At 70.3% G+C, this 18,272-nt stretch carries 15 protein-coding genes; 10 read left to right on the top strand and 5 right to left on the bottom strand.

The window, feature by feature from the left end:
* Positions 1–30: 30 nt before the first annotated feature.
* Both CMC5_RS17250 and CMC5_RS17245 read right to left on the bottom strand, forming a co-directional pair.
* On the bottom strand, positions 31–846 hold the full coding sequence (locus CMC5_RS17250; RefSeq protein ID WP_245678478.1) for a hypothetical protein: 816 nt from the start codon (positions 844–846) through the stop codon (positions 31–33).
* Positions 847–874: 28 nt separating this feature from the next.
* Entirely contained in the window at positions 875–2,887 is a 2,013-nt protein-coding gene (locus CMC5_RS17245; RefSeq protein WP_156338665.1) for a hypothetical protein, read from the bottom strand.
* Between the two features lie 281 nt (positions 2,888–3,168).
* Between CMC5_RS17245 and CMC5_RS17240 the strand changes: the two genes are divergently transcribed.
* The 10 genes from CMC5_RS17240 to CMC5_RS17195 all read left to right on the top strand — a co-directional run bounded on the left by CMC5_RS17240 (position 3,169) and on the right by CMC5_RS17195 (position 15,277).
* Positions 3,169–3,930 carry an SDR family NAD(P)-dependent oxidoreductase gene (locus CMC5_RS17240; protein ID WP_050431461.1) on the top strand — a complete coding sequence of 254 codons (762 nt, stop codon included), beginning with the start codon at positions 3,169–3,171 and terminating at the stop codon, positions 3,928–3,930.
* Positions 3,927–4,352 (top strand): RidA family protein, encoded by a 426-nt coding sequence (locus tag CMC5_RS17235; protein ID WP_156338664.1) that lies wholly within the window; start codon positions 3,927–3,929, stop codon positions 4,350–4,352. The genes CMC5_RS17240 and CMC5_RS17235 overlap by 4 nt, the downstream gene beginning before the upstream one ends.
* Complete coding sequence (locus CMC5_RS17230) at positions 4,349–4,960, top strand: MarR family winged helix-turn-helix transcriptional regulator (RefSeq protein ID WP_050431460.1); 612 nt, start codon at positions 4,349–4,351, stop codon at positions 4,958–4,960. The genes CMC5_RS17235 and CMC5_RS17230 overlap by 4 nt, the downstream gene beginning before the upstream one ends.
* On the top strand, positions 4,957–5,931 hold the full coding sequence (locus CMC5_RS17225; RefSeq protein ID WP_082362559.1) for an enoyl-CoA hydratase family protein: 975 nt from the start codon (positions 4,957–4,959) through the stop codon (positions 5,929–5,931). The genes CMC5_RS17230 and CMC5_RS17225 overlap by 4 nt, the downstream gene beginning before the upstream one ends.
* Positions 5,928–7,211, top strand: a complete 1,284-nt coding sequence (locus tag CMC5_RS17220; protein ID WP_179955524.1) for an acyl-CoA dehydrogenase family protein — start codon at positions 5,928–5,930, stop codon at positions 7,209–7,211. Before CMC5_RS17225 ends, CMC5_RS17220 begins: the two co-directional genes overlap by 4 nt.
* Before the next feature lie 2 nt (positions 7,212–7,213).
* Positions 7,214–8,764, top strand: coding sequence for an oxidoreductase (locus tag CMC5_RS17215; protein WP_050431459.1), 1,551 nt, complete (start codon positions 7,214–7,216; stop codon positions 8,762–8,764).
* 9 nt (positions 8,765–8,773) lie between these two features.
* Positions 8,774–9,568, top strand: a complete 795-nt coding sequence (locus tag CMC5_RS17210) for a creatininase family protein (protein ID WP_050431458.1) — start codon at positions 8,774–8,776, stop codon at positions 9,566–9,568.
* A 614-nt stretch (positions 9,569–10,182) separates the two neighbouring features.
* Positions 10,183–12,012 (top strand): DNRLRE domain-containing protein, encoded by a 1,830-nt coding sequence (locus tag CMC5_RS44635; protein WP_050431457.1) that lies wholly within the window; start codon positions 10,183–10,185, stop codon positions 12,010–12,012.
* An 89-nt stretch (positions 12,013–12,101) separates the two neighbouring features.
* On the top strand, positions 12,102–14,057 hold the full coding sequence (locus CMC5_RS17200) for a L,D-transpeptidase (protein ID WP_050431456.1): 1,956 nt from the start codon (positions 12,102–12,104) through the stop codon (positions 14,055–14,057).
* A 32-nt stretch (positions 14,058–14,089) separates the two neighbouring features.
* The gene (locus CMC5_RS17195; protein WP_050431455.1) at positions 14,090–15,277 is read left to right on the top strand and encodes an acyl-CoA dehydrogenase family protein; all 1,188 of its coding nucleotides are present in this window, start codon (positions 14,090–14,092) and stop codon (positions 15,275–15,277) included.
* Between the two features lie 43 nt (positions 15,278–15,320).
* Here the strand turns inward: CMC5_RS17195 and CMC5_RS17190 are convergent, their stop codons facing one another.
* The 3 genes from CMC5_RS17190 to CMC5_RS17180 all read right to left on the bottom strand — a co-directional run bounded on the left by CMC5_RS17190 (position 15,321) and on the right by CMC5_RS17180 (position 18,132).
* Positions 15,321–16,595 carry a tetratricopeptide repeat protein gene (locus tag CMC5_RS17190; protein WP_169796568.1) on the bottom strand — a complete coding sequence of 425 codons (1,275 nt, stop codon included), beginning with the start codon at positions 16,593–16,595 and terminating at the stop codon, positions 15,321–15,323.
* On the bottom strand, positions 16,576–17,070 hold the full coding sequence (locus CMC5_RS45925) for a hypothetical protein (RefSeq protein ID WP_050431453.1): 495 nt from the start codon (positions 17,068–17,070) through the stop codon (positions 16,576–16,578). Before CMC5_RS45925 ends, CMC5_RS17190 begins: the two co-directional genes overlap by 20 nt.
* A 402-nt stretch (positions 17,071–17,472) precedes the next feature.
* Complete coding sequence (locus CMC5_RS17180) at positions 17,473–18,132, bottom strand: SAM-dependent methyltransferase (protein ID WP_063796294.1); 660 nt, start codon at positions 18,130–18,132, stop codon at positions 17,473–17,475.
* Positions 18,133–18,272 lie beyond the last annotated feature (140 nt).

The raw sequence follows: 18,272 nt of genomic DNA, 5'->3' as shown, positions 1-18,272 counted from the left end.
GCCCGCGACGGGCCTCCTGGTACGGCGGCTTCAGCGCTGCTGGGCGAGCTGCTCTGCGAGGGTGGTGGCGCCGGCTTCTCGGGCTGCGGCGACGCACGCGCGGAGGGCGGCGGCGCGCTCCAGGGCCCCCGCGCCTCGGCGAGCGGCGCGCACGCGGGCGGCGACGGAGCGCTCGAAGGCCTTTAGGGCGCCAGCGTCGTCACCCGCGGCGGCGAGGAGGCTGCCCAGCGTCAGCGCGCCGAGGGCGGCGTTGCGCTCGGCGCCGGGGTAGAGCGGCAGGGCGAGGGCTTCGTGAAGGGCGGCGACGTCACGACGCGCGATGGCGTCGGCGAGGCGCTGCTCGGGGCCTGGATCGCCAGGGCCGACGCCGGCGTGACGCTCCAGGTAGCCGAGGGCGCTCCGGTCGAGGCGCTGGAAGGTCGAGAGGCCGTCGTGGGGAGCTTCCAGGATGCCGCCGCCGGCGCGCGCGCCGGTGGGGTCGAGGTCGAGGACGACGACGAGTTCCTGGTGCTCGCCGAGGACGACGAGGCCTTCGGGCCAGTCGAGGGAGCGGTCTTGCTTCAGCCAGTCGGTGGCACGCGCGAGCTCGCCGCGGCGGAGGAGGGTCGCGCCGTCGGCGAGGACGAGGCCGTCGGTCACGGCGTAGAGGGCGGCGAGATCCAGCGGCTCGGGGCCCGGGAGGGGCCAGGGCTCCTCGGCGGGCGGGCGCCGCTCGGTGATGGCGGGGCTCGCGAGCAGGGCCGTCACGCGCGCGTGGAGCGCCTGGGGCTCGGGGTTCGGCATGCCTGCGGCGGGGCCTGGCGTGCCTGCGGCGGCGGAGGACGGTGCGCTGGGGGAGTGGCTCATGCGGCTCGGGTCACGGTGGGCATGACGCTCAGGGCAGCGGGATGCGGCCCACGGGCTCGTCGGCGAGGTGGCGGAGGAAGCCGGCGGCCTGGCGGCGGGCCTCGGGGACGCGGAAGATCACGAAGTGTCCGTCGCTGCCTTCGGGGACGGGCCACTGGGCGAGCACGCCGGAGGCGGTGGTGTTGGCGAGGTTGCCGGAGAGGCCGCCGTCGGGGATGGTCACGGGCGCAGGGCCGACCCAGCGGCCGTCCGGCGGGAGGCGCTGGCCTGGGGACTGGAGGGGGAGGCCCATGGCGATGGCGTGGACCTCGATGCCGCGCGGCGGGGCGTAGCTGTCGCCCACGCCGTCGGGGTTCACGCCTTCGGTCATGTAGATGCTCTTCGGGGCGAAGCCCGGGCGCGGTTCGAGGACGATCGCGGGGGCGTAATGGATGGGGTCGACGACGTCGACGATGCTCTGCGCGAGGGAGATGGCGGGGTGGAACTCGTTCAGCTCGGCGCCGTCTTCACCGCTGAGGCCGAGGAACAGGGTCTTCACGGCGCCGGCGACGCTGGGGGTGGGCTCGGTCTTTTCCAGGAGGGTGATCGCCATCTGGGCAGAGGAGCCGGAGAGGACGGCGCCGCGCACGGCGTCGTCGGCGGCGAGGAGGAGCGGGCCGTTGAGGCCGCCCTGGGAGTGGCCGAAGAAGAGCACGCGGGCCGGGTCGAAGTGGATCTCCTTGCCGTTGACGGAGACGCTGGCGGGGACGGTGGCGCGGGTCTCGGAGAAGAGGCGGGCGCGCTGCACCTCGTCGAGGGCCGACTGGCGCGGGTTGGCGCGCGCGGCGGTGACGTTCATGAAGTTGAAGAACAGGAAGGCGGTGTCGCCAGGGTTCTTCGGCGCGCCCCAGCGGGTGCCGTGGAAGATCTGGTCGACGCCCATCGTGGCGAGGCACTGCGCGGCGAGGGACGCGGCGGTGCCATCCCGGATGAAGGACTTGTAGTTGCCGCCGGTGCCGTGGGCGTAGAGCACGATGGGGTAGCCCTCGGAGGGCATGGGGCAGTTCGCGTCGCTGGGTACGGTCAGCGAGAAGCGGAGGTCGTAGAGGCCCTCGACCTGGGGCACGCCGTCCTCGAAGCGGAAGGCGCCGCCGTCACCGAAGCTGGTGAAGGGGGAGCGACCGAACTGGTAGTTCGGCGAGGGGCCGTACTGGCCGATGTACTCGACGAAGGTGTCGGTCTCGGTGGCGAGGTTCCACGAGGAGGGGCGCAGGCGCGGCGCAGGGACGTTCGCGACGAGGTGGTCGCGCAGGGCGAACATCTCGGCGGTGGGGTCGTCGGTGGTGAAGACGGTGAGGTGGGCGATGCGGTCGCGCGGGATGCCGCTCTGCTCGATGGCGTCGATCGAGGGAGCGAGGGCTTCGTTCACCGGGCGGAGGGCGGCGCTGGGGGGGTCGACGCCGAGGGCCTGGCGGAGTTCGTCGCTGGCGCCGACGAGACCGCCATCCGCAGCACGCACGTCGTCGGTGACCACGAGGGCGTAGCGGGTGTGGGGGCGAAGGGGCGCGCCGAAGGCGGGCATGAAGGCGAGGGTGTTCGGGAGCCAGTAGACGCCGCGGGCCTCGCGCCAGTGGAGGGAGATGGCGCGGCGCTGCCCATGCTCGGGGGACGCGGGATCGACGTCGAGGAGCTGGACGGAGGAGGTGGCTGCCTGCGCCGCGATGGGATCGGTGGGGAGCGTCGCGGGGTCGATGGGAGCGTCGAAGCGGAGGTAGCCGGCCGAGGCGGGAGAGAAGCCGCGGAGGGCGCCGCGCATGGCGCCGATGTATTCGCGGAGGAGCGGCTGGTCGTGGGGGTTGTAGTAACCGTCGATGTAGGGCGAGCCGTCCTGGAGGCGGAGATCGCTGGGCCAGGGCGCGTCGAAGAAGCGTTCGCCGCCGAGTGCCTGGAGCGATTCGGTCGCAGTCCACAGCGCATGGGCGGTGGTGTCGGCCTCGGCGCTGACGCAGCCAGTGAGCGCGGCGCTGGCCGCGACGAGGGTGACCACGCAAAGACGACGCATCGCCGCATGATGCGCTTCGAGCGACGGCGCAGGCAACCATCCGTGAAGGGGTCCCCCCACAAGTCATTCCGTCGTGGTGGCCTGTTCGCCGCCCTGGACGAGGTCGGGTCGTCGCAATGACGCAGCGCGACCAGAACGCAGCTCGGTGCGCGAGCCCGGGACGATGTTGACGCAATGCGCCTGCGTTCCGGTCATGCGGGCAGGCTGCCTTCGCGGTCACGCGCCCCGTGCCGTCTCCGATTCCCCTTGAGCTTCATATATCAATGATTTAGAGCCGTTGCATGTCGATCGAGGGCAAGACGGCGCTGGTGACGGGCGGCGGTCGTGGCATCGGTCGGGCCGTCGCCGAGTGGCTCGCGCGCGAGGGAGCGCGGGTGGCAGTCGCCGGGCGCACGGTGTCGGAACTCGCCGAGGTGAGCGAGGCGGTGAAGGGGATCCCCGTCCAGCTCGATGTGGGAGATCGGGCGGCGATCCGGGCGGCGGTGCCGCGGGTGCTGGAGCAGCTCGGGCACGTCGACATCCTGGTGAACAACGCGGGAATCGCGGAGAGCGCGCCATTCCAGGAAACGCCGGACGAGGCGTGGGACCGGATGTTCGCGGTCAACGTGACGGGGGCATTCGCGCTGTGCCAGGCGCTGATCCCGCCGATGATCGCACGTGGCTGGGGACGGGTGGTGAATGTGGTCTCCAATGCGGGGCTCACCGGGTATGCGTATTCGAGCGGCTACTGCGCGTCGAAGCACGCGATCATCGGAATGAGCAAGGCGATTGCACTGGAGATCGCGCGCACGCCGGTGACCATCAACTGCCTCTGCCCGGGCTGGGTGGAGACCCGGATGTCGGACGAGGCGGTGACGCGCATCGAGCAGAAGACGGGCCGCTCACGCGAAGAGGCGCGGAAGGCGCTGACCTCGATGTCGCCGCAGCGCCGGATGGTGCAGCCCGACGAGGTGGCGGCGATGGTGGCGATGCTCTGCTCGCACGAGGCGCGCAGCATCCACGGTCAGGCGATTCCCATCGACGGCGGACAGGTGATGACATGAGCAGCCGATTGACGTTCGTTCAGCCCGAGGGCTGGCCCAGGCCGAAGGGGTATGTGAACGGGGTGGTGACGCGCGGGCGGACGCTCCACGTGTCCGGCCAGGTGGGCTGGAACGCGCAGGGCGAGTTCGTGGCGAAGGATCTGCCAGGGCAGTTCGCGCAAGCGCTCGACAACGTGCTCGCGGTGGTGCGCGCGGCCGGCGGGAAGCCGGAGGACGTGGCGCGGATGACGGTGTACGTGACCGATCTCGACGCGTACCGGAGCGGGTTGCGCGAGGTGGGCGCGGCCTGGAAGGAGCGCTTCGGGCGGCACTTCCCGGCGATGGCGCTGCTCGGGGTGGCGGGGCTGGTGGAGCGCGAGGCGGTGGTGGAGATCGAAGCCGTCGCGTCCCTCGACGACGAGGCCGGCCCGGAGACGACGTGAGGCGAGGCGCTCCGGCGCGCAGGCCGGTCTCCCCTCCGGCGAAGGCAGAAGACGCGCTGCGCGAGCAGGCGGCGATCGCGGCATGGGTGCGGATCCTGGCGGTCCACAAGCGCGCGCTCGCGGCGATCCGGGTGGATCTGGAGCACGAGATGACGATGCCGCGCTTCGACCTCCTGGCGAACCTGAGCCGGGAGGACGGGCAGACGCTGGCCGCGCTGTCGCGAAGCATGCTGGTGACCGCGGGCAATCTGACGGGGCTCGTGGACCGGGCGGCGCGCGATGGGCTGGTGGAGCGGCGGGCGGATCCGAACGATCGGCGCGCGTGGCGGGTGCACATGACGCCGAAGGGGCAGCGGGCGTTCCGCGATGCGGAGCGGCGGCATGCGACACGGATCGCGAAGCTGTTCTCGGCGCTGGCGCCGGCGGAGCTGACGACGCTGACGCGCTTGCTGGCGAAGCTCCGGGATCCGATGCGCGCGCTGGCGGCCTCGGCGGCGCCAGCAGCGCGGGGGTCGGCGTCCGCCCGGGCACGGCCAGCACGTGCCGCCACGATGAAGAGAGAACGACGCCGCAAGGCGTCCCCCGACGACGAGGAGACCAATCGATGACGTTGAACCCGAAGACCTTCGAGCTTTCGATCAGCCGCGGGGTCGCGACGATCACCCTGGACCGGCCGGATCGGCTCAATGCGCTGACCTTCGGGGTGTACACGGAGCTGGAGACCACGTTCCGCTCGCTGGAGCGGTGCGCAGAAGCGCGCGCGGTGGTGCTGACGGGCAAGGGGCGAGGGTTCTGCTCGGGCGGTGACGTGGAGGGGATCATCTCCGAGTTGTTCTCGCGGGATGCGCGGGCGCTCCTGGATTTCACGCGGATGACGGGGGCGCTGATCCAGAGCATCTGCGAGCTGCGGCGGCCGGTGATCGCGGCGGTGAACGGGGTGGCCGTGGGCGCGGGCGCGGTGATCGCGGCGGCGTGCGATCTGCGGGTCGCGGCAGAGAGCGCGCGCTTCGGGTTCATCTTCCCGAAGGTGGGGCTGTCGGGGGCCGACATGGGGGCGAGCTACCTGTTGCCGCGGATCCTGGGGCAAGGTCGGGCGGCAGAGCTGCTGTACTTCGGGGATCTGGTGGGCGCGGCGGAGGCACTCCGGATCGGGCTCGCGAACCGGGTGGTGCCCGACGCGGACCTGCTCCAGACGGCGCGGGCGTGGGCCGATCGGCTGGCCCGCGGGCCGGCGTTCGCACACGCGATGACGAAGCAGATGCTGGTGAGCGAGTCGGGGATGACGCTGGCCGCGGCGATCGAGGCGGAGGCGCAGGCGCAGGCGCTGTGCATGGTCCACGGGGACTTCCGCGAGGCGTACGAGGCGAACCGCGAGAAGCGGCCTCCGCGCTTCGAAGGGGCGGCGATCTGTGACGAGCCCCTGGAAGGCGGCGAGGCGCAGGGGGGATCGAGCGCTCAGGTGGCCCAGGCAGCCCAGGCGCCTCAGGAACCGCCCGGGAGCGGTGCGCGGAGGCCGATCACCGACCCGCCGCCGGCGACGATGCAGGGAGCGGGGGAACCCCCGACGCGACGGGCATGAGCGCGCTGTCCCTCTCGTCGGAGGTGCTGCCGATCTTCTTCGAGCAGCGGCACAAGGAACTCGGCCACAGGCTGACCGAGGAGGCGCTCGCGCCGCTCGCGAAGACCCACGAGGCGGCGGAGGCGGCGCGGCTCCTGGGTGAGCCGCTCGGTCTGTACGCGCACCTCGTGCCCGAAGCGCTGGGCGGCGCCCCCGCAGGGCGGCCCGAGGATCCGACGGCGATCGACGTGCGCGCGCTGGTGCTCTTGCGGGAGGCGCTGGGGCAGGTCTCGCCGCTGGCCGACTCGATCTACGCGGTGCAAGGGCTGGGCTCGTACCCGGTGGTGCTCGCGGGCTCGGCAGCGCAACGCGAGGCGATCTTGCCGGACGTGATCCGCGGGCGGCGCATCGGGGCGTTCGGGCTCACCGAGCCGGAGGCGGGGAGCGACGTCGCCTCGCTGAAGACGGTGGCGCGACGCGACGGGGAGCGGTGGCTGCTGACCGGGCAGAAGACGCTGATCTCGAACGTGCCCATCGCGCACCACGTCGTCGTGTTCGCGACCGTGGATCCCGCCGCGGGGCGCAAGGGGATCTCGGCGTTCCTGGTGGACACGGCAGCGAAAGGGCTCTCGATGGAGCCGGTGCCGCTGTCGGTGCCGCACCCTCTCGGTCGGCTGCACCTCGATGGGTGCCCGGGGGAACTGCTCGGGGCGCCGGGTGGAGGGTTCCGGATCGCGATGGAGACGCTGGACGCCTTCCGGATCTCGGTCGGGGCCGCGGCGAACGGGATGGCGTCGCGGGCGCTCTCGGAGGCGGTGAAGCACGTGCGGCGACGGCGTCAGTTCGGGGGGCCGCTCGCGGACCAGCAGATCGTGCGCGCGTACCTGGCCGAGATGGCGACGGAGCTGGATGCGGCGCGGCTCCTGGTCGCGCGGGCGGCGCACCAGCGGGACACGTCGTCGGGCCGGGTCACGGTCGAGGCGGCGATGGCCAAGATGTACGCGACGGAGGCGGCGCAGCGGATCATCGATCGGGCGGTGCAGCTCCACGGGGGCTCCGGGGTGACGCTGGAGACCGAGGTGGAGCGGCTCTACCGGGAGATCAGGCCGCTGCGGATCTACGAAGGCACGACGGAGATCCAGAAGCTGATCATCGCCAAGGGGCTGCTCGATCGCGCGGCTGCGGCGGACGCCGCGGCTGGCGCGGCTGGCGCGGCTGGCGCAGCTGGCGCGGCTGGCGCAGCTGGCGCGGCTGGCGCGGCTGGCGCCTCGAGCGGCGCACCGCGCGACCAGGAGCGCTGACGATGTGGCGGCCTCCGGAGCGGATCCGCCACCCGTTGCCGGAGGACCAGCCCCCGTCGGTCGACGAGGCGGCAGGGTCGCTGCTGTTCTCACCGCTGCGGCTCGCGGCGGGGCTCACGCTCGCCGAGCGGTCGTGGGTGCCCGCCATGGTGCCCTGGCGCGCCACGGAAGAGGGGTTCGTGTCGCCCGAGATCCTGGGGTGGTACGGGCGCTTCGCGGAGGGGGAGCCCGGGGTGATCGTGGTGGAGGCGACGGGGATCCGCGATGTGCCGAGCGGGCCACTGCTGCGCATCGGGCACGATCGCTTCCTCCCGGGCCTGACGCAGCTCGTCGACGAGGTGAGGCGAAGGAGTGGCGGCCGGACGCGCCTGTTCATCCAGCTCATCGATTTCCTGCGCATCCGGAGGCGCCCCGAACGCGAGCGCTTCCTGCGGGCGTTTCTGCGGATCACGGACGGTCACCGCGCGGGGCTGTCGACGCTCACCCGTGACGTGGTGCTCGCGCCGCCGAGGGACGAAGGGGGCCCACGGAACGGAGCCCCGGAAGATGCGCTCACGGTGCAGCGGCGCTGGGAGGGAGCGGCCGAGAGTGAGGTGCGCGAGGTGCTGTGCCAGCTCGATGACGCGGCCCTCGCGCAGGTGCTCACCGAGCGCGAGCTGGAGGAACTGCAGTTCGGGGCGCGGGAGCGGGTGACCGACATGCACGTGCCCGAGATCCAGGCACTGCCCGAGGTCCTGCCAGGCCTGTTCTCGGCGGCAGCGCGGCGAGCGAAGGCGGCGGGCTTCGACGGGGTCGAGCTGCACTACGCGCACGCCTACACGATGGCCTCGCTCCTCTCCGCGCGAAACACGCGGGACGACGGCTACGGAGGTGGACTGGAAGCGCGGGCGCGCCTGCCGCTCGAGGTCTACCGCGCCGTGCGCGAAGCCGTGGGCAACGAGTACGTGGTCGGCTGCCGCTTCCTCTGCGACGACGTGATTGATGGTGGTAATCGCGTCGATGACGCATCTCATTTCGGTGTCGCATTCGCCCGGGCGGGCATGGACTTCCTCTCGCTATCGACCGGCGGCAAATTCGAGGACGCAAAGCAGCCCAAGGTGGGGCACGCCGCCTATCCGTACACCGGGCCGAGCGGCTACGAATGCATGCCCACCGCGGTCTCGGACGCGCGCGGGCCATTCGGGCGACAGATCGCGAAGCAGGCGGCCATCCGGCAGGCGGTGCGCGCGGCGGGGTTCGCGACGCCCACCGTCGCCGCCGGGGGCATCTGCACGTTCGCTCAGGCCGAGGCGATCCTCCAGCGAGGCGAGGCGGATCTCGTCGGCGCCGCCCGACAGACGCTGGCCGACCCGGACTGGTTCCTGAAGCTGCGCCAGGGCCACGGGGGCGAGGTCCGCCGCTGCATCTACAGCAACTATTGCGAGGGGCTGGATCAGCTCCACAAGGCCGTGACCTGCCAGCTCTGGGACCGGGAAGCGCTCGACGGGCCCGGCGTCCAGACGACGGAGGAGGGGCGACGGCGGCTGCTGGCGCCCCCTTGGACCCGCCGCTAGGCTCGCGTCATGGTGGATACCGAGACCGAGCACCAGCTCGCCAGGATGACGACCCAGGCGCTGGCGAACCGACTACGCAGCGCAGCACCGTGTGTCGCCCTGCTGCCGGTCGGGTCGGTCGAGCCTCATGGCCCTCATCTACCTCTGGCGACCGACACGCTCATCGGAGAGGCGGCAGCAGAGCGGGCTGTCAGACAGCTTCGAGCGAGGGGCATCACCGCGCTGATCGCTCCGTCCGTCGGATATGGTGTCACCGATTTCGCGGCGGGCTTCGCGGGCGCCCTCTCGATTCCGGCGGCGGCGCTCACCTCCTTCTTGCGGGCGGTGGTGGAGGCTCACCTCGGCGCTGGTTTCGCGCACGTCTGCGTGGTGAACAATCACCTGGAACCCGAGCACGACGCCGCCGTGAGGGCCTCAGTGGCGGGGCTCCCCGCGGGGAAGGCGTCCGTGGCGAGCCCGCTCACACGACGCTGGGCGCGCACACTGAGCGCCGAGTTCAAGAGTGGGGCTTGCCACGCCGGCCGCTATGAGACGTCGCTGATCCTGGCCGCCGCACCGGAGCGTGTCCATACCGAGGTCGCGCAGGGATTGCCCGACCTGGGCATCAGCCTGTCGAAGGGGATCCAGGCGGGGCAATCGACGTTCCTGGCAATGGGCATGGACGCTGCCTACACGGGCGCGCCGCGGGAGGCCTCGGCCGAAGAGGGCTCGGACTTGCTCGAGCGTCTGGCAGAGATGATTGCCACCGAGGTGACGGAAGGCCTGGCGGAGCTCGGCGCGACGCCGACCCCCGTCGCAGGCTGAACGCTCGGTTCCGTTCTCTCCCCCTTCGATCGAGATTCCCGGGTTCCAGTCTCCCTGGCGTGACGATTGCCGCGGCACCTCGGCCTGGGGGGCGTGCTTTGGCTCTCTCGATCGAAAGCCAGCCGCCAGAAAGGCGCCTTCTGTATTCCTGCGCCCTGGGACAGCCGACGAGACGCGCGCGACGCCGTGGCGGGCAGGCCGTCATCGAACGGAGAGGCGAGACCAGGCACGCGCCGGATTCGATGCGGCCTGTGCAGGCCCCGCCTGTGTGAGCGTCGCCTGTGTAGGCGCCGTCTGGACATGCACGCCAGGGCTGAGCCACAGTGAAAGCTTATCCCGGATTCAATGCGTCGCAGAATGCGACACAATGAGCCGGCGCTGGACAAGCCCGCTCACCATGCGCGATAATGAAGAGTTTTGTGAAGGTTGATTAAGACGCGACGATGGATGCGGCTTATGGCTATCCATCAAAATTCATTGACGCGAAGTGGCGCCCTCCTAGAATCGACGTTGGTCCTTAGCGCCAGTCTCCTGCGCAACGCGGCGCGGAGCGGCCAATACCCCCTCCCGTCAGGTGGGCCCCCCGTCACCGCGGATGGACCTGGAGATACATCATGAGAAACCGCTTGCTCGCGAGCCCATCTCACCCGCTGCTGCTCGCTGCTCTGGCTGCCTTCGCCGGAGGCCCGCTCGCTGCGGGCTGCATGGCGCCGCTCGACGAAGAGCTCCTCGACGTCGACGAGGTGAGCCAGGCTGTGGAGACGTGCGTCACGATCCAGCAAGGTGTGGGTAGCAGCGCGGTGCAGGACGCGCTCCTGCATCAGGGATACCCGACGACGAACTTCGGCACCGGCCCCGATATGTACGCCGGTGTCTACACGGGCGGCGCACTTCAAAGCTCCCTGATCCGCTTCGATCTCTCGAACATTCCGGCGGGCGCCACGGTCACCTCCGCCAATCTGTCGGTGTACGTCGCCTATGCCACCGCCCCCGCGGAACTCGTCCGGGTCCACCGGACGACGACCGCCTGGGGTGAGACGTCGGTCACGTGGAACTCTCACAATGCCGCCTTCAGCGCACAGACCGAGGCCACGTTCACCGCGGGCTCGGGCCTCCGGACGGTGAGCATCACGCCGCTCGTACAGAGCTGGGTGAACGGGACCCACCAGAACTTCGGGATCTACCTGGAGGAGACCGCGAACCGCACCCAGATCAAGACGACCAACGTGACGGACTCGGAGGTCGCCCGCAGGCCGAAGCTCGTGGTCTGCTACGACGACGGGAGCGCCAGCAGCACCACGGCCTCGTCGACGAGCGCCACGACGAGCGCCACGACGAGCAGTGCGTCGACCACCAGCTCTTCGACCACCACCTCGGGCTCTGGCGGGGCCGGAGGCGCCGGGGGTTCGACGAGCAGCACGACCACCAGCTCCTCCTCGGGGTCGGGTGGCTCGGGTGGTGCTGGCGGCTCGGGCGGATGGCCCGGGACCGGGGTCGGTTACAGCGCGCCCATCAGCTGCCAGAGCGGCGCGCCGGGCGCCGGCAACAACTGCAGCAGCGCGGGCAACGACAACTGCTGCGCCGTACACAACATCCCCGGGGGGACGTTCAACCGGGCCAACGATCCCACGCTGCCGGCGACGGTGAGCGGGTTCGCGATGGACAAGTACCCCATCACCACGGGCCGATTCCGTGCATTCCTGGACGCGGGTGGGGGCACGCAGGTGAACCCGCCGACCCCGGGCTCGGGCGCCAACCCGTACACCAATGGGGTCGATACGGGCTGGAACCCGGCCTGGAATTCGAACCTCGCGCCCAATGCAGCGACGCTGAAGGCGGAGCTGAAGTGCGATCCGTGGGACTCCTGGAACACCTGGACCGACACGGCCGGAGCGCGCGAAAAGAAGCCGATCGTCTGCCTGACCTATTACGAGGTCAGGGCATTCTGCGCGTGGGACGGCGGGTTCATGCCGACGGAAGCGCAGTACAACTACGCGGCCGTGGGTGGGACGCAGCAGCGGCCGTACCCGTGGGGTGCGGACGAGAGCAACAACCCGCTGCGTGCGGCGAACGACTGTCTCGGCGATGGCTCGGAGGCCGGCAACTGCAAGGCGACCGACCTGACCGAGGTCGGCATCTTCCCGCTGGGCATCGGGCGCTGGGGTCACGTCGACCTGTCGGGGAACGTGTACAACACGACGCTCGACAGCTCGAACGTGTATGCCTACCAGACGAACTGCGTCGATTGCGTTCGCTATGACAACGGCGATGTCAATGGCAACGGGACGATCACCTGGGGTGGGAGCTGGGTCGCGAAGCTGTTCAAGCTGAAGAACGACTTCCGCGCCGGGTACGAGAAGTCGGCGCGCCGCTACTACCGCGGGGGTCGCTGCGCTCGACTGGTGAACTCGGGGACGAGCGTGGAGTATCCCGTGACCCCGTGATCGGACGCCGTGATGGAGCGCACGCACCGCGCTCCGGCCCGATCTCCGTGAATTTGGCCCGATGCTGCGGGCGATGATACGCGCGCAGCATGGGCCTGCGTCGGCTCCTTGCCGTTCCCACCTTCGTGCTGGGGGCGCTCCACCTGAGCTGCCCTTCCGTCGATCCCGCTCAGCTCTCGGGGTTCATGGTGCCGCCGGTCCTCGGCCGGTTCGCGGCCGTGGTGACGGCCGTGCCCGACGTGGAGGCCCTCGCGGAGGCGGAGCCCACGGCGCCTTCCCTCCCTCCCCTCCCCTCGGTGGAAGCCGGCGTGGACGCGGAGCAGCTCGCCGCCGTCGTGCCCTCCGTTCCCGCAGAAGATGCGCAAGCCCATGGCGCGCAGGCCCAGGACGCGCAGGCCCAGGGCGCGCAGACCCAGGGCGCGCAGACCCAGGGCGCACGCACCGGGGCGGCGCCAGGCGTCGTCCCGAACGCGGAGCGGCCCTCGCTGGCTCCCGGGGTCGCGCTCCAGGGAGCGCAGGAGGGCTCACCCCAGGGAGAGCACGAAGGGCTGGAGGCCGCCGAGGTGGTGCCCGGTGGACCCGGGGTGGACCTGGCACGCCTCGAAAAGAGCGCAGGCCCCGGGACGGTGGGCGTCGAGGGGCTGCCACCGGAGCTGCTGGATGATGGGTCGGACGAGCTGCCGAAGTCGGAGCCGCCCCCGCCAGAGCCAACGCGGACGCTGCACGAGCTGGCGAGCGTCGCGCGGGAGACGTGGGTGTTCGCCGAGCCACGCTGGGGGAGCCGGAGGCTGGGGTACCTGAGGGCGGGCGCGATCGTGGAGCGGCGCGCCAAGCCGGCGGGGAAGAAGGGGTGCCAGGGGGGATGGTACGGGGTCCAGCCGCACGGCTACGTGTGCGTGGGGGCGACGGCGACGCTCGACATCCACGCGCGCGTGGTGGAGGCCTCGCGGCGGCGGCCGACGCTGGGCGAGGGGTTGCCCTACACGTACGTGATGTCGCGGTCGCCTGCGCCGCTGCTGTACGGGCGTCTGCCGGAGCCCGAGGAGCAGCGGCAGGTCGAGAAGGAGCTGGGCAACCACCTGCAACGGGCCGCTGCGACGGCGAAGGGCGCGGATTTCGTGCCCCTGCCGGAGCCGGATCCGACGCCGCCGGTGCTGCTCTACGGCCAGCCGTTGCCGGCGCTGGGCGGGGACAAGCGGGACCTGGAGGCGCTGGTGCTGGGGCGGGCGCAGGCGCGGTCGGGGCACGCGCTGCTGTCGACGTTCGATCACGAGGGGCGCCGGTTCGGGCTGACGACGGAGATGACCGTGCTGCCGCTGGACCGGACGCGGGTGGTGCGAGAGAGCGCGTTCACCGGGGTCACGCTGGGCGAGGAGGCGGGATTGCCCGTGGCCTTCGTGCGCCGGCGCCGCGCGGTGCGGCTGGTACCAGGACCCACGGGCGGGTACGTGCAAGGGCCCGTGCTGGGCTACCGGGAGGGGGTGCCGGTCACGGGCGAGGTGCGCCGCGTGGGCGGGGTGGAGCACCGGGTGGCGCGGGATGGGAGCCTCGTGCGCGTCGAGGATGTGGTGATGGTGGAGGCGCCGCGAACACCGCCGACGTGGGCGGCGAGCGGTCGGAAGTGGATCGACGTGTCGATCCTGCGTCAGAGCCTGGTGGCTTACGAGGGGACGCGCCCGGTGTTCGCGACGCTGGTGTCGACCGGCGCCGACGGGCTGGGGGATCCGAAGAAGACGCGCTCGACGATCCAGGGGGCGTTCCTGATCCACACGAAGCACGTGACGGTGAAGATGTCGGGGGACGCGGACGATGAGGACCGCTTCGATTTCCGCGATGTGCCCTTCGTGCAGTACTTCACCGAGGGCTACGCGCTCCACGCGGCGTACTGGCACGACGAGTTCGGGACGCCGCGGAGCCACGGGTGCATCAACCTGTCCCCTCGTGACGCGGCGTGGCTGTTCGGGTGGACGACACCGGACGTGCCGGCTGGATGGCACGCTGCGCTGTCCTTGCGGAAGGGCACGCTGGTCTACATCCACCCGTGACCGCGCCGCCGCGCCAGGCTAGATCGGCGCGCATGACAAGTCCCCGAGAGCCGCTCTCCCTCGATCAGCTCATGGCCATCGATCCGCTGCTCACGGACGAGGAGCGGATGATCCGCGACACGGTCCGGCGGTTCGTGCGCGAGCGGTACCTGCCTCGGGCGGGAGAGCTGTTCGCGAAGGAGGAGTTTCCGAGCGATCTCATCCCGGAGATCGCGGCGATGGGTCTGCTCGGCGCGTCGCTGACGGGGTACGGCTGCGCGGGGATGAACGCGGTGTCGTACGGGCTCGCGCTGGCCGAGCTGGAGTTCGGGGACAGCGGGCTGCGGAGCTTCGCGAGCGTGCAGGGGTCGCTGGCGATGTACCCCATCTGGAAGTACGGCTCCGAGGAGCAGAAGCAACGGTGGCTGCCGAAGATGGCCACGGCCGAGATCATCGGGTGTTTCGGGCTGACGGAGCCCGACTCGGGCTCGGATCCCGGCTCGATGACGACGCGGGCGCGGCGCGATGGGCGTGACTACGTGCTCACCGGGACGAAGATGTGGATCACCAGCTCGCCCGTGGCGCACCTGGCCGTGGTGTGGGCCAAGGTCGACGACGGTGGAGCGGAGTCGATCCGGGGCTTCGTGGTGGAGCGCGGGATGGCGGGCTTCGAGACGCCGACGGTGCACGGGAAGATGAGCCTGCGGGCCAGCCCGACCGGCGAGATCGTGCTGAACGAGGTGCGGGTGCCGGAGGAGAACGTGCTGCCCGGGGTGACGGGGCTGAAGGGGCCGCTGAGCTGCTTGACGCAGGCGCGCTTCGGGATCTCCTGGGGAGCGCTGGGGGCGGCGCGCGCGTGTTACGAGACGGCCGTGTCGTACACGCGGGAGCGTGTGCAGTTCGGCAAGCCGATCGCGTCGAAGCAGCTCGTGCAGGAGCAGCTCGTGGAGATGGCCAGCGAGATCGCCAAGGGCCAGATCATGGCGCTCCACTACGGGCGGCTGAAGGATACCGGGGGGCTTTCACCCGTGCAGGTGTCGCTCTGCAAGAAGAACAACGTGGGCTGGGCACTGCGCATCGCGCGCATGGCGCGAGGACTGCTCGGCGGGAACGGGATCCTGCTCGATTACCCGGTGATCCGGCACATGCTGAACCTGGAGAGCGTCTACACATACGAGGGCACGAACGAGGTGCACACGCTCATCCTCGGCAACGCCCTGACCGGCCACAACGCCTTCTAGTCGGCGGAGGATGTTGCCGCGCGCTCCGGAGACTGCCTTGGCGTCATCCGGTCGGGCGTAGCGCTTCGCTGAGCTGCTCCCTCGCCGCCTCGACCGTGGTGTCGTTGGCGACGATGAGCGCGGCATGATCACCCGTGATCGAATGTCGGAGGTTCTCGGCGATCCGGGCGCTCAGCGGGTTGAATACTTGTGCCTCCTGGAACCGCGCGATGCTCTCGGCCTGAGCGGCGCCTTGTCGGGCGGTGGCGATCGCAATCCACTCGGCGATGTTCGCGCGCATCACAGGATCCTGGGTCCTCTTTTCCGCCTGCCGGGCCAGGAGCAAGCAACGCGTCGGCTCGTCCTTCCTGAGCGCGTCGAATGCCAGGTAGACGTACGGCCAGACGAGTGGCGTGCCTGTCTCGACGGCACGCTCGAAGTCGAGCAGGGCCTCCGTAGGGCACTCCTCGCCGTACAGGAGCAGCCCGCGCGCGGTCAATGCGACGTCGCTGTTCGGATCCTCCTCGAGCGCTGCTGTGTACGCCTCCTTCGCCTGACGGGGCTCCCCCAGGTGCTCGTGACAGAGGCCGCGATGGACGTAGCCTCCCACGGTCAGCGCCGGTAGCCGGTCCTCGGCCGGCAGCGCGCGGTCCCGCTCCAGGGCCCGATCGAGCACGAGGAGTACGCGCTCGTATACAGTCGCAGCCGCCGCACCATCGACGTGGCGTGCTGCGTAGAACAGCACATCGGCCGCCTTGTAGAGCCGGCGTGCCGAGGAGGTCTCGTCGCGAACGATGGCGTCCGCTCGCCTCAAGGCCTCATCGGTACGACCGCACTTGAGCAGGGCGCCGAGGGCGAAATAGGCATAGTTGTCGTTCTCCGGAGACAGGCTCACGGCATGCTCGAAGAAGCAGGACGCTGCATGGAAGTAACCGAGATTCGACCACGAGCGGTCACGGAGGGATGCTCTGACATGGTCGGGCACGACATCCCGGATCTTCGCGTGGCGCAGGAGGGTCAGGGCCTCGGCCCAGTCGCCCTTTCCCCAGACGGACTTCAGCTGCGTGGGCAAATCGGAGATACGCGCGCCTTCCTCTTCGAGGACCTCCTCCCCCTGGAGCATGTACAGGTCGCCGGACAGGTTCTCCAGGAACGCTCGGCTCTCCGGCCGCAATGCCTCCTTGATCTCGACCATCCGTTCACGCAGTTCATCGGTCTCATCCTCGTCACTGCGGCCAGCGCGGATGAGGTCATGGAGTTCGATGATCATGCGTTCGTACGTGAGGCGCGCCTTCAAATCGTCCGGCCCCATGGCCTGCTCAGAAAGCGTCTTCTTCACCGTTGACCCATCCTTCGCGCGTGGCGTGAAGCGCGTTCTGGTAAGCGTCGAAATCCATCTCGGCGCTGGGCTCGACGACGCCATGATCCGGTTTGTCCGGGCGCAGGCATAGCTCGGACGTGACGTGCGCCACGGTGAATGCCTTTTCGCCGTAGCGGAAGACGATGGTCTTGTCGCTGCCAGTGGCATTACGGTTCAAGTGCTTGAGCCTGCGAGGAAGGAACTCCGCGGGGATGTCTCGGATCCGTGGACGCACGGACAGCCCTCCTTTTCCTGGTCGCACGCGTCCCTGCAGGTCGACCGGGATGTCCTTCGGCACCCGGATGCCCAACGTCGTCCCGCTCGTTCCCGTCTTCGGATGCTCGTCGTCCGCCTTCATCGCGCGGTACATCCGGGGCGCCGCGTCCTCCACCCGGATGGCAGGTTCCGCCGCCGTAGCAGGACTCGCCGCCTCTCGCTCTGCTTGCTCGCTCATCCGACCCGTCCTCCCCCATCTTCTCTTTTCCAGGTCTTTTTGCGGCCCTGCTTCGTACTCTCCTTGGCTCGACTCTTGCCGTTATCATGTCCCTTGGTCTCTTGCTCACAAGCTGCCACGCCAGGCTTTCGTCCTTTGTCACCCTCCAGTTGCGGCACTTTCCGACACGCCCACCGGAACGCTCCGGCCGTGCCGCAGCTCGTACCAGGTCACATGGCGAGGGTACGCGCCCCCGCCGCCCCGCGATCCACCAGGGTAACCTGGCACGTCTCGCCACTTCGGGCCTGATGCTCGTCGCGTCGGAAGACGGGCAAAGCTCCCGACCACAGCAACGAGACCCGGGACAGGGGCACGCCCCCGGGCCGAGCGAACCGGTATCACAATGGGGTGCGTGGCGCCGCGTCAGCCGCCGGTCGGCGAGGGAGCTGCGGGCGGCGGCGGCGCGGGTGCCGGGGGGTCGAGCTTCTTCTTGCGCAGGCCCACGAGGAAGACCTCGGAGCTGACGCTGCGCGTGCCTTCGGGCCGGATGACGCGCACCTCGGTGAACGTCTGCTGGAGCGCGGCCTTCGCCTTGGGGAAGTCGTCGCTCATGAAGAGCTTGCCCACGAACGCGCCACCAGGAGCGAGCAGCTCGCGCGCCACCGCCGCGGCGCGCATGAAGAGGTCGAAGCTGCGCGCCTGGTCCGCGAGTTTGCTCCCGGTGGTGGCGGGAGCCATGTCCGAGAGGACCACGTCGTAGGGGGCAAACAGGGCGAGGTCGGCGTTGTCGAGGGCGAGCGCGTCGCCCTGGATCGCTTGCGAGGAGGGTCCGAGCGAGACGTTGATCGGGGAGAGATCCACGGCGAGCAGCTTGCCGTTCTGCCCGATGCGCTGCGCCGCATACATCGACCAGGAGCCGGGGGCGGCGCCGAGGTCGAGCACACGCTGGCCAGCGCGGAGGAGCCGCGTGCGACGGTCGATCTCCTCGAGCTTGTAGACGCTCCGGGCGGGGTAGCCTTCGGCTTTGGCCTGCCGGGTCTTGGCGTCGGGTCGCTTGTACGGGTTCTTGTTCCTGCGGTTCACGAGCGGCCTTCCCCGATTTCGAGGGGCGCGGCCTGAAGAGGCGCCCCAAAAAGCCAAGAGCTGATCCGGAGAGCGGTTGCGTGCTCTCCGGTCAGCTCTTCTTGCCTTTCAATGGGCCGCGCGGTCAACGGGTCGTGCCC

The organism is Chondromyces crocatus, assembly GCF_001189295.1.
GTDB lineage: Bacteria > Myxococcota_A > Polyangia > Polyangiales > Polyangiaceae > Chondromyces > Chondromyces crocatus.
This window is presented reverse-complemented; position numbering and strand designations above follow the sequence as displayed.